Source organism: Faecalibacterium prausnitzii (assembly GCF_003287405.1).
Taxonomy (GTDB): domain Bacteria; phylum Bacillota; class Clostridia; order Oscillospirales; family Ruminococcaceae; genus Faecalibacterium; species Faecalibacterium intestinale.
Map to the genome: position 1 here is coordinate 1 of NZ_PRLD01000006.1, position 12,210 is coordinate 12,210.

8 protein-coding genes are annotated in these 12,210 nt (G+C 57.4%); 3 read left to right on the forward strand and 5 right to left on the reverse strand.

Features of this window, described 5'->3' with window-relative positions; genetic code table 11:
* Nucleotides 1-1,477 precede the first annotated feature (1,477 nt).
* The 5 genes from C4N24_RS07120 to C4N24_RS07140 are packed head-to-tail and all read right to left on the reverse strand — an operon-like array spanning nt 1,478 to nt 8,554.
* Nucleotides 1,478-2,881: a hypothetical protein gene (locus C4N24_RS07120; RefSeq protein ID WP_112090877.1), complete on the reverse strand. Its 1,404-nt coding sequence runs from the start codon at nt 2,879-2,881 to the stop codon at nt 1,478-1,480.
* 1 nt (nt 2,882) lies between these two features.
* The gene (locus C4N24_RS07125; protein ID WP_015565850.1) at nt 2,883-3,677 is read right to left on the reverse strand and encodes a hypothetical protein; all 795 of its coding nucleotides are present in this window, start codon (nt 3,675-3,677) and stop codon (nt 2,883-2,885) included.
* 11 nt (nt 3,678-3,688) lie between these two features.
* On the reverse strand, nt 3,689-5,485 hold the full coding sequence (locus C4N24_RS07130; protein WP_112090878.1) for a heparinase II/III domain-containing protein: 1,797 nt from the start codon (nt 5,483-5,485) through the stop codon (nt 3,689-3,691).
* Nucleotides 5,486-5,499: 14 nt separating this feature from the next.
* On the reverse strand, nt 5,500-6,762 hold the full coding sequence (locus C4N24_RS07135; RefSeq protein ID WP_015565852.1) for a response regulator transcription factor: 1,263 nt from the start codon (nt 6,760-6,762) through the stop codon (nt 5,500-5,502).
* Nucleotides 6,737-8,554, reverse strand: coding sequence for a sensor histidine kinase (locus C4N24_RS07140; protein ID WP_112090879.1), 1,818 nt, complete (start codon nt 8,552-8,554; stop codon nt 6,737-6,739). The genes C4N24_RS07135 and C4N24_RS07140 overlap by 26 nt, the downstream gene beginning before the upstream one ends.
* Before the next feature lie 344 nt (nt 8,555-8,898).
* Here C4N24_RS07140 and C4N24_RS07150 point away from each other — a divergent pair, with 344 nt between their 5' ends.
* The 3 genes from C4N24_RS07150 (at nt 8,899) to C4N24_RS07160 (ending at nt 12,199) form a co-directional block, all read left to right on the forward strand.
* On the forward strand, nt 8,899-10,218 hold the full coding sequence (locus tag C4N24_RS07150) for an ABC transporter substrate-binding protein (protein WP_044959464.1): 1,320 nt from the start codon (nt 8,899-8,901) through the stop codon (nt 10,216-10,218).
* Nucleotides 10,219-10,394: 176 nt separating this feature from the next.
* Nucleotides 10,395-11,321, forward strand: a complete 927-nt coding sequence (locus C4N24_RS07155) for a carbohydrate ABC transporter permease (protein ID WP_112090881.1) — start codon at nt 10,395-10,397, stop codon at nt 11,319-11,321.
* Nucleotides 11,322-11,338: 17 nt separating this feature from the next.
* Complete coding sequence (locus tag C4N24_RS07160) at nt 11,339-12,199, forward strand: carbohydrate ABC transporter permease (protein ID WP_112090882.1); 861 nt, start codon at nt 11,339-11,341, stop codon at nt 12,197-12,199.
* The last annotated feature ends 11 nt before the right edge of the window (nt 12,200-12,210 follow it).

Genomic DNA, 12,210 nt, shown 5'->3' on the forward strand with positions numbered 1-12,210 from the left:
GTATTATCTCGCATGGTTTGACCTCCTTATTACGGTTACTGTAATAAATATATCACTAACCGTAATATTCGTCAAGCGGATTCAGAAAAATTATTTGAGGGATGTGTGAAAGAAGAACGGTCTACTCTATTCTTGTTTTGTTGTTCGGCGTGTCGTGGCGCTGGGAATTGCTAGGGGTCGATTGAACATTCGTTTTGGCCATTGTACCTCCTGTCTGTTCGATAACTCCTCGGTGAAGTTATGTAAAGCACGACACGCCGTTGCTATTCGCACCGTCAGGTGCGAACCATGAGCAGGGTTTGGGGTGGGGCCGCGTTTGCGAAGCGCAGCGGAGCAATGAAAGCCCCAGTGGGGCTTTTAAGCGGCAGCGCGGTCTGCGACAGCAGATGGAGGGGCGTTGCCCCGACAAGCGCTACCCCAACAAGATCACTTCGGAAATGCAGACGCATTGTAGAAGTGAAGTCCCGGATGGACAGGAAATTTTCAAGAATTGAAAATTTGTGGCCACGGGACGGTTCTTGCCCTCTACCGCTGCGCTCAAAACTCATTTTCAACAAATGTTTCCGAATTGTTAAGGCGCAAAAATAAGTAGAAGCTGTGCTGCTCATGTAAGGGGGTCGCCGTTTGCTCCGAACGAAGTTCCTGCCCCTGTTTGCGCAGCGGCGTTGTCCGGCTCGCTCACGGAAGGTGTGAGGTCATGGCACGGTATCACGTTCAGACGGCTTATGCAAGATTCAAGGTACAATATGAAGAAAGCTGAGCGCAGTGCGGACACTACGTTCTGCTTCTTTCAAGCGCAAGAATAACACTTTACAGTTGTACAGTCAACAACAAAAAACAAATTTTGGAAGATTGAACAACTACATAAGATTTTATTTGTGAAAAAGAAAAATACCGCCCATGCAGCGCAGCGATGGATTTTGTCGGGTGAATCGGCGGCAAAATGAATCGGGTGTGTTGCGGGGCGGTAAATTCTTCATGGACTTTTCCTCACGGAAGTGGTGGGTCTCACGGTGATAACCAACCACTTTCTGTGGCTGTGTTCAAAATGAACACGACCACATCTTGTGGATGGTTTCAAACCAATCCACAAAATCAGTGAGATTTGTGACAGAGAATATCATGTTTCGCAAGGTGCGTCAAGATGATTTTGAAAAATTTATGACGGTAAAACATAAGAAGTCTTACTATTTGGCTCAAATTGAAGTCTACTTGACTTTTTTATTGAAGAAATGTCCGTTTTATGCTGCTGCATCTGTAACAGCCTGACGATAAGCACTTGCAGCGTTTTTATTCAACTGGCTGGGGGATAGTCCTCTGCATCGGGCGAAGTATTCCTCAGTACGGTTTCCACCGCGCACAGAGCAATCTTGGCAAGATTCAGCGTGGTATGGGGATTCATGGCGGTATGCCTCCGTCTATTTTTCTGTGTATAGAATACCACATAAACAAAAAGAGAACGGACGGTCGTTTCTGTTTACGAATTGAGCGCCTGCCACAACGCATCTGAAGCATCAAACACTGCCACGCTGTACCCGGCAAAGCGGCTCTGGATATCAACAGTCTGGCTGCCATCGGCGGCAGTGTTGTAGCTGCCCAGTTCCAGCCCGGAAAGGGCGGGCTGGCTGCGCCACGGGATAAGCTTTGTCTGCCATTCCGCGCCCAGCTTTTCGCTCAGTGCCCCATAGGCCTGTTCGAAGCCCTCCGGGTCATCCAAGATCCAGATTTTGCTCTCGCCGTTGGCAAGGTCGGTGTTCATCTGGGTGGCACCGGCCATCTGACCGTTCATGTCGGTCAGGGCGGCATCGGCGCTCCATGTGTAGTTGTTCACCTGCACCACCACAGCCCCGTCGCCGTTGGCGTCCTCCGCATAGTCTGCCAGCGCAGTCTGCAGGCGCTGCACGGCCTCGTCCGGCAGGGCCTCCGCCGTGACTACCGCCACGGTGTAGTCCGGGTCTACGGTAGTCAGCAGGCCGTGCGCCACATACGCTACGCCCACAATGACCATTGCCGCCACCGCCACGATGCCCCAGTTGTAATACCACCAGTTGGCGCGGGAGCGCTTTTTCTGCTCCTGTGCGGTCAGGGGCTTATCCGGCGCTGCCGGGCGCGGGATGCTGCGCACCTCTACGCCGTATTCCTGCCGCAAAACCGGGAACAGGGTCTGCATCGCTGCCAGCCCCGGCAGCCAGAAGCCGAACAGCACCGCCCAGAACACGCTGACCGGGAACAGCAAGATCATGCCGCCGATGCCCGCCAGCATGAGAACGCCTGCCAGGACGCAGCGCGCCGGGGCGACAGCCAGCAGCCTGCCCGCCCGGCGCAGCAAGCTGTCCGGGGCGGGCAGTTGCAGCGGCAGAACGGCAGCGCAAAGCGTAGCCAGAACCGCCAGCACCAGAAAATCCAGCGCCAGAAAAACGAGAATGGCAAGCCCGGGGTAATACCCCTGCTGCGCGGCGGCTTCAAACACAAAGGCCGATACAAAGCACAGCAGCCCCAGCACCAGCGTGCCAATGCAGCCAAAGCCGCAGGCGGCTTTCCAATGGGCGGCTAGGGTCTGCTTTGCCCGGGGCAGCCACTGGGAGGGGTCGTTCTGCAAGCTGCGCAGAGCGCAGTCTGCCAGCAGCACCATGGCAGGGCCGGTCAGCAGACCGGTGACCGCACTGCACACCACCGTCAGCGGCAGGGAGAGCAGGGTCACGCCCAGCGAGACCCCCAGTGCGGCAGGCAGGCAGAGCACGCAGACCATCAGGTTCGTGCCCAGCAGCTGGCCGAGGTCGCGGCCGACCATCTGGCAAAAGCGTGCAAAGCCTTTTTTCTCCGGCTCGTTTGGGCCTACGCCGTGGCCGTCCCGCCCATAAAGGGCATTGTAGATGCTCATTTTACTTCACCTCGGTGCCAAAGGCTTCGATTTGGGTCAGCGCCGGGAAGGGGGAAGTCCCCTCGGCCTGAATCAGATCCTTCAGCACAAGGCTGCGCACCCGCTTGGGCTCAAAGGCCACGCTCTGGGGTTTGGCGCTTTTCACCAGCGGGATGTCCAGCTGGCTGCCATCAGAAAATTCCACCGTGGCCTTTACCCAGTAGTTGTCGTGGGGGAAATCTGCCCGCTCGGTGATGCGCAGCTCATCCAGCAGTACTTCCCGGCCAAAATCCAGCGTCAGGGCTGCGTTCGGGTCGCGGTTGATGCCCCAGCTCTGGTAGGGATACTCGCCGTGGGCGCTGTTCTCAAAAATGCCGTCGATGGCGTTGCGGGCGGCAAACACCGCCTCGCCGCGCGTTTCTACGTTGGCGCTGGCGTGGGGATAAAAACCGGTGTCGCCATGCTCGTCATAGCAGTTGAAGGCCAGATTCCGCCGGGCGGCAATCTCTTCCGGCAGTGCCAGCCGTGCCCGGATAACGTGACGGCTGCCCGCAAAGCTCTTGGGCGAGTAGGTGATGGCCTGCTCCCCGAAGGGAATGTGGAAGTTGATCTCCCGCTTGACCACATACACAAGGGCTTCGGGCATGGTGTCCTCGAACTGGATGACGCAGTACTGCCCGGGATGGTCGATCTCCAGCGCCACCCGGTCGCCGGGCTTGTAGCAGTTGGTGTAAACAAGGGATACGGCGGTGTCAGCGTCACAGGTCATCAGGGTGTGGCCGGCTTCGTCCAGAATTTTCAGCTTGATGGTTTCCATGGCAGTTCTCCTTAGTACAGTTCGAGCTTCAGCATTTTTTTGAAATGCAGGGTGATCTTATAGATCGTTTCCGGCCATGCGGTGCGCAGGCGCGGGTCGGTGATAGGCACCGCCGTAACAGCAGCCGTTGCGGCGTCCGGGTCAAAGCGGATGCCGCCCAGTGTGCCCACCGCAAAGCCGTCCGCAGTGGGGACGGGTTGCTGCTCGGTGAGCAGGGTCAGGTCTACTGTGCCGGGATAGTCTGTTTCGTCCCGCAGGGTGATGCCCTGTTCGCTGACAGATACGCTGCGGCGGTAGGTGGTAAGCCCCGGGATGGGCGGGTACGCGCCCGCCAGTTCGCCGGTGATGCTATTTTCCTCGGTGCACACCTCCCGGGCAGCGTATTCCGCGCCGGGCAGCTGCTGCACGCCGTCAAAGGTGGGCAGGTTGTGCCATGCGCTCTGCATCGTCCAGATCTCATACCGCTGAGGGCTGAAGGTCTTTTTGGTGTAGCTCTCCACTCCGATATCGATGAGAAACGGTCTTCCGTCCTTGTACACGGTAATGCTGCCGGTATCGTTGTGGTTGTGGCTGTCGCCGTTGGAGCCAAACTTTGCACCCAGCACCCAGCTGCCCTGCCATGCGGCATAAATGCCTACACTGGGGTACCATACTGCAGAACGATGCTGGGGAACTGCGGCGTATTCCATCAGTTCCTGCTCGGCAAAGGCGGTGGTCAGCCGGTACCACAGGTTGATGTGGGTGCTGCCGTCCGGGTTCTGCAAATGGTCGGGGTCGGCATCGGCGCGGAAATCTGCCGCCGCAAGGGCCTGCAAAGCATCGCTGCCTACGGCCTGTCCAAAGCGGTATTCCCGTGCACCGCAGCGCCCGGCCAGGGGGCTGCAATCGCCAAAGTTCAGATAGTAAGGTCCTTCCACATGGACATTGCAGATGTACTCCGCGATATTTTTGATCTTTGTTTCTCTGAATAGCGGGCGGAAGGCCTCCGGCGCAACGTTGGATAAAATTTCAAGACAGCCCCACAGGGTCAGTCCGGCGTGGCGATAATACTGCGCACCCTCGTTGCAGCAGCCGTCCGCGCCGTAGTCCTTCAAAAAGCAGTCGAGGCTGTAGGCTGCCTGCTTGACGGCAGCTTTTCGCTGCTGCTGGGTGGTGGGCAGCAGAAAAACGGTGAGCAGCACATTCTGAGTGCACCAGCTCGTCCAGTTACACATAGGCTCTTCGCCGTTGCCCATCCACCAGAAGTGGCTTGTAAAATAAGGCGTCAGGATGCGGGCGTCCAGCTCCCGCTCCATCCTCGCCGTGATGCCCGGCGCGGCAGTATCCAGCTCATCGGGCAGTAAGTACCGGGTCAGCGCCAGAAGCGCGCCGGTCTCGGCGGCAAATAAATCCACGATGGGGCGGGTGGTGTCCGGCAGGGGCAGCTGCGGGGTGTCCCGCACATAACTGTTGTGGGCGGGCAGCTGCCATGCACTTTCCTCGCAGATCGCCCATACGGTATCGGCAATTTCATCCAGAAAGCGCCCTTTGTGCTCCACACACTCGGCACTTACCAGCGCGCACAGCCGCGCCCGGCGGGAAAAGTAAGCCGTCTCCCATGGGGTGCGCCGCCCAGTGTGGGTGAAATCCAGCCAGAGCGAGAGCGGCAGGGGCGCAATGGGCGTTTGCAGCGCGGCTTCCCCCGCCTGCAAAAAGCGCTGCTTTGCCCGCAGGGGCAGCCCCTGCCATGCGGTGTGCTCTTTGACAGGGGGAAAGGGCCGGTAATCGGGAAGAAATTCCGGCAGATGAGCAAGCTGTTCCTGTATCATAAAAGCCTCCGATTTTAAATACTTTGCTGGTATTCCCGCGGGCTGAGCCCCGTGACCTTTTTGAATACCTTGGAAAAATAGAAAGCGCTCTCGTACCCCAGTTTCTCAGCGATCTCGTATACTTTCAAATCGCCCTGTTCCAGCATCTCTTTTGCCGCAGCGATGCGGGTCTCGGTGATGTACTCCACAAAGCCGCTGTCGCCGTATTTGCCGAACAGCTGGCTGAGGTAGTTGGGCGAAAAATTGAATACAGCCGCCACATCGGCCAGCGTCAGTTTTTCCGAAAGATGATTCTTAACATACTCCTGCACCTGTGCCACCACCTGCATCTTCCCGGCGGTGGCGTCGCCCTCGTTGACCTCCACGAACTGGATGGGCTGCTCCACCGTGAGCAGGGGCTGTAGGTGGGCGTTTTCCCGGCAGCGGCGCGCCAGCCCCAGCAGGGAGCCGGTGGGGCGTCCTACCGCCCAGAGCAGCCGTACCGTGAAATAGTTGTATAGAATTTGGCTGGCGCGTTCCAGCAGCGGGCGCAGTACCGTCCGGTATTTTTGGCACTGGGCATCGGTCAGGCAGAAAAGCACATTGCAGCGCATGGCATCCGCCCCGGTCACATAGCAGGGCAGGTAGTTTTGCAGGGTGGTCTCCAGCATCCGCCCGCAGGAAAAACTCAGCTTCAGCTGCTGGGCGGGGGTAAGGGCGGTGTTGGCGATGATCTCGCAGCTGGCTACAAGGTAGGCGTCGCTTGCAAGGTTCAGCTCCATGTGCTGCAAAGGCTGCTCCAATGCGGCTTCGTCCGGGAACAGCCCGGCGTACAACCGCACGAAAAAACGCTCCTGATAGCTGCGCACACTCTCGGCAAGATTTTCCTGTGCTGACAATTCGCCCAGCAAAGCACGCTCCTTTTTTACCTTTTCGGCGGCCTTGGCAAGGGCGGTTTGCAGGTTTTCGGGGGTCAGGTCCAGCTTGACCAGATAATCCACCACTCCGGCACCCATGGCCTGCTTGATGTAATCAAATTCTTCAAAGCTGGTCAGCATGATAAAGGCGGGCAGGGCGTTGCGCTCCCGGCAGGTGCGGGCAAGGGTAAGCCCGTCCATCACCGGCATTTTTACGTCGGCAATGACGATATCCGGCTTCTCCCGCTCAATGAGTTCCAGCGCCAGCTTTCCGTTGCGGGCGGTGCCGCAGACGGTATAGCCCAGCTTTTCCCATTCCAGCATCCCCTGCAGGCCGATGAGCACCAGCGGCTCATCATCCACCAGTAATATCCGCAGCATGGGTGTCTCCTTTCTGTTGATAGGGCAGCCGGATGGTGACCTCGGTGCCCACGTCCTCTTCACTTTCAATGGTCAGGCCGTAACCCTCGCCAAAGGAATACCGGATGCGGCGGTTCACGTTCCACAGGCCGACATGACGGAACTTTTCAGCCTTTTCGGCACCCTCGGCGGGCTCGTCCAGAAGGTGAGCTACCTGCTCCGGCGGCATGCCCACGCCGTCATCGGTAATGCGCAGCAATACGTCCCCGGTATCCGGGTCGGTGGAGATATCCAGCAGCACGCTGCCGTGGCCGCCCTTGGGTTCCAGCCCGTGGAAGATGGCGTTTTCCACTAGCGGCTGCAAGGTGAACCGGGGAATCATGCAGTCCCGGCAAAGGGTCTCGCTTTCAATGCGGGAGACCTCAATCTCCAGGTCGCCGCCGTAGCGGTACTGCTGGATGGTAAAGTAATCGTTGAGCAATGCCAGCTCCTCCTGCAAAGGCACCAGCTTCTGGGTGCCTTTGGAGATGCTTTTGGTCAGCCGTGCAAAGGCGGTGACCATCTCGGCAATGCCGGGCGCGTGCTGGATGGTAGCCATCCAGCGGATGCTGTTGAGGGTGTTGTAGATAAAGTGCGGGTTCACCTCGTTTTGCAGCATCCGGTATTCCAGCTCCTGCTTGCGACGTTCGTCCTCCACCCGGCGGGTCATCAGGCTGTCCACGTTTTCAGCCAGCTGGTTGATGCCCCGGCCGATGTCGCCCAGCTCGTTGTTCCACTCCACCGTGCGGTCGGGGGCAAAGTTGCCGCTGCCCACGGTTTCGATGCGCTTTTGCAGCGCCTCCACCGGGCGGGTGATGACCCGCTCCAGCCAGTACTGCATCAAAAAGCTCAGTCCCCAGATGATGGCAGTGCCAAGGGCGACCAGCCACAGGTACACGCCGTAGTGCAGCAAAAAGGTATTTGCGGGCAAAAGCTGTACCAGTGCCGCGCTGCGGCCGTTCAGTGTTACCTTGACTACATAATACTTCTGGCCGTCCAGCTGCACCTTGCCCTGCCATGCGGTCTGCTCTGTCACGCCGTTATTGCTGCCGGTGCGCAGGGTGTAGTCCACCTCCCGCAGCGGATTTTCAATCTCGGTCAGGCTGCCGTTTTCGATCTGCCACAGGCGGCTGCCCATCTCCCAGTACAACGCGCTGCCGTCGGTCAGGCTGTAACCTGCTGCCGGGTCGGTGATAATGGCGGTATCCAGCGCAAGGTAGGTGCTGCCCCGGTGCAAGGTGCCCTTGCCGCAGCGGACAGGCTGGCTGATGGCGATGCAGCTCGGACTGCCGGGCAGCAGCGGGTCGGTGGCGAACTGCATCCCGTACCCCTTGGTGAGAAACTGCTTTACGCTGGTGCGGTTGAGCGCCGCCGAGGAGTTCAGCGGGCCGAACTGCAAATGCCGGTCGTTCTCATTGGTAACAAAAAAGCGGAGGATATGGCTGTACAGGGTGCTGGAATAGTATTTTTCCTGCATGGCTTCGTAGGCGGCAATGGTCTGGGTGCCGTTGATATTTTCCTGCGAGATGTACCGCCGCACGGTGCTGTCAATGGAAGCCCAGTTCAAAAGAGCATCGGCGCTTTCCAGACTGGTCTCGATGGAGGTAGCCACCAGCCGCAGGTTGAACTCTGCCGCCTGCAGGGAGTTGGCGCGCACATATTGGTTGGAGAGGGTGAACAGCGCCGCGCCCACAGCCAGCGAGGTAAGGATGGTAAAAAAGCGCATCCCCCACACGATCTGCCGCCGCAGCGGGAAACGATGGCTGCTCTTCATAGCGGAGCCTCCTTTCCGGTAATATTTTGCATTCTTTCCTTTATACAGTACTGATTCCGGCGCGGTTTGTCAACGGCTTTTTTCATGGAAATTGTGTACTTTATACGCTTTTTTCTTGTGCCATGGATGTAAACTGTGCAAGAGAACAAGAAAGTGCAGACTCCAGTGTAAGAAAGTGCATCTTTTTTTAAAAGATACAGAAAAACTGCAACTCTTCCCGGAATTTTTCCATTCCGGTTTTTGCGTTTGTGCGGTATCCTAGTGTCAACAAAAGCGAGCGGCTCCCCGGCACGGGGGAGAACGCTGCACGAAATACACACACTGCCCTGAAGGAGGACACACTTATGAAAAAGATCTCTCGTCGTTCGTTCCTTACCGCTGCCGCAGCCTGCGGCGCTGCTGTTGCCCTGAGCGCCTGCGGCGGCTCTTCCGCAAGCTCCACCGCTGCTTCCTCCACTGCCGGCTCCACCGCTGCATCCGCAGCCGCAGGCCCTGTTACCCTGCAGTGGTCGGTGTGGGATAAGGAGTCCACCCCCTACTGGCAGGCCATGGCCGACGGCTACATGGCAAGCCACAAGGACGTGACCATCGAGATGGTGGATCTGGGCTCCAGCGATTACATGACCGTTCTGGCCACCCAGCTGGCTGGCAGCGCCGATCTGGATATCGTGACCATCAAGGATATCCCCGGCTACGCAAACCTGATCAATTTGGACTACCTCAAGCCCCTGAACGAGGTACTGACCCGCGACACTGGCGATTTCAACGGCACCATCGAGCAGCTGACCACCGACGACGGCAACTTCTACGCCGTGCCCTTCCGCAGCGACTTCTGGGTGCTGTACTACAACAAGGATCTGTTCGATAAGGCCGGTGTGGAGTATCCCTCCAATGACCTGACGATGGAAGATTACGATGCTCTGGCACGCAAGATGACCAGCGGCTCCGGCGACACCAAGGTCTATGGCTGCCACTACCACACCTGGCGCTCCGCCGCTTCTCTGTTCTCCATTCTGGACGGCAAGAACACCATCATCGACGGCAAATACGACTTCATGAAGCCCACCTACGATATGGTCATTGCCCAGCAGAAGGACGGCATCTGCATGGACTACGGCTACCTCAAGACCTCTTCTCTGCACTACTCCGCAGCCTTTGAGAACCAGCAGTGCGCAATGGTCAACATGGGCAGCTGGTTCATTTCCACGCTGGAAGCTTACATGAAGGATGCTGAGACCAAGTTCAACTGGGGCATCGTCAAGTATCCGCACCCCGCTGGTGCAGAGGCTGGTTCTACGCTGGGCACTGTGACCAGCCTGGCCATCAACGCCGATTCTCCCAAGGCAGAGGCCGCTGCCGACTTCATCAACTGGTGTGTCTCTGAAGAGGGCGCACAGGCCATTGCCAAGACCGGCACCTTCCCGGCCTGCGGCTCCGCTGCTACCGCCGAGATCATCAAGTCCACCGAAGGCTTCCCCGAGGACAGCAACTCTGTGGATGCACTGACCACCAGCAACGTTTATCTGGAGATGCCCTACACCCAGTACGCATCTGATATCGAGACCATTCTGAACGCCGAGCACGATGCCATTATGACCATGAGCGAGACCGTGGACGAGGGCATCCAGAACATGAACGATCAGGTTCCCGCAGTTCTCGGCTGATAAAGCGTTTTCCGCAATGGTTTGCGGTTCTCCTTCTTCATTGTTTTCAATCCCCATTCATTTTCCGATGACGAGCATCGGAAAAAAGCCCTGTCCGAGCGGGGCGGGTATGCACAGCGCCCGCCCCGCTCATTTTTTGGAAAAACTGTTATACTTCCGGGAAAGGAGGCTCTTTTATGGCGAGTGCTGCTGTCCAGAATAAAACTCCCCGTAAAGTGCTAAAAAAATCGACCCGCGATTCCCTGATCGCGTATTCCTTCATTGCGCCAAACTTCATTGGCTTCTGCGTGTTTACGCTGGTGCCCATGGTGTTTGCCATTGCGCTGGCTTTCTGCGCATGGGACGGCCGCCACGCCATCGAGTTTATCGGTCTGAAGAACTTTGTAAAACTCTTTACCACCGATAAAATTTTTCAGGCGGCGCTGAAAAATACCATCGTCTACGTCATTGGCACGGTGCCGCTGACGCTGGCCTGCTCGCTGGCCATGGCTGTGCTGCTGAACCAGAACGTGAAGCTGCGCAACTTCTTCCGCACCGTGGCGTTCTTCCCTTACGTTGCTTCGCTGGTGGCGGTGGCAGCGGTGTGGAACATGATCTTCAACCCCTCCATGGGCCCCATCAACATGATCCTGAACCAGTTCTTTGGCGTGGCGGTGGAAAACCTGCCCCGCTGGGCTGCCGGTAAGGACACCGCTATGATCACGGTCATCCTGTTCAGCGTGTGGAAGAACATGGGTTACTACATGGTCATCTATCTGGCAGGCTTGCAGGGCTGCAACCCGGACCTGAACGAAGCCGCCGAGCTGGACGGTGCAAATCGCTGGCAGCAGTTCTGGCACATCACCCTGCCGCAGCTGCGCCCCACTACCTTCTTTGTGGTCATCATGCTCACCATCTCCGGCTTCAAGGTCTACGACCAGATGTACATGATCACGCAGGGCGGCCCCGGCACTGCTACCATGACGCTGGTGTACTACATCTATAATGTGGCCTTCGTCAATACTCCGAAATACGGCTACGCAAGTGCCATTGCCATGGTGCTGTTCGTACTGGTGCTGATCGTTACCATCATCCAGTTCCGCGGCTCCAAGGGCGATAACTGAGAAAGGAGGAAGAAACCATGGCAACCGCTGTTATTAAAGACCACGCTTCCCAGAAGCGCCGCAATTTCATCTCCAAGTTCCTGATCTATTTCTTCCTCATCGTCATCACAGCTTGTATGCTGCTGCCCTTTTTGTGGATGCTGTCCTCCTCCTTTAAGCTGAATAAGGACGTGTTCGGCTTCCCCATCCAGTGGATCCCCAAAAATCCCCGCTGGCAGAACTATGTGGACATCTGGACCCAGATCCCGCTGCTGACCTTTGTGAAAAACACGGTCAAGATCACCGTGGTGGTCACCCTGTTGCAGCTGTTCACCTCCTCCTTTGCAGCCTACGCCTTTGCCAAGATGCAGTTCAAGGGCAAAAACGCGCTCTTCCTCGGCTACATTGCCACCATCGCAGTGCCTTGGCAGGCCTACATGGTGCCCCAGTTCATGATGATGAGCTCGTGGCATTTGAACAACACCCATCTGGCCATTATGTGTTTGCAGGCTTTCAGCGCCTTCGGCGTGTTCCTGATGAAGCAGTTCTACGAGGGCGTGCCCACCGAGCTGTGTGAGGCTGCCCGCATTGATGGCCTGAGCGAGTACGGCATCTGGTGGCACATCATGCTGCCCCTCAGCCTGCCCGCCCTGTCCACCCTGACCATCTTCACCTTCGTGAACACATGGAACGACTTCCTTGGCCCCCTGATCTACCTGACCAAGACCGAACTCAAGACCATCCAGATCGGTCTGCGTATGTTCATCACCCAGTATTCTGCAGAGTACGGCCTGATCATGGCGGCCTCTGTGGTGGCACTGATCCCGGTGCTGATCGTGTTCCTCTCCCTGCAAAAGTACTTTGTGCAGGGCGTGGCATCCACCGGCATCAAGGGCTAAACAAATCACCC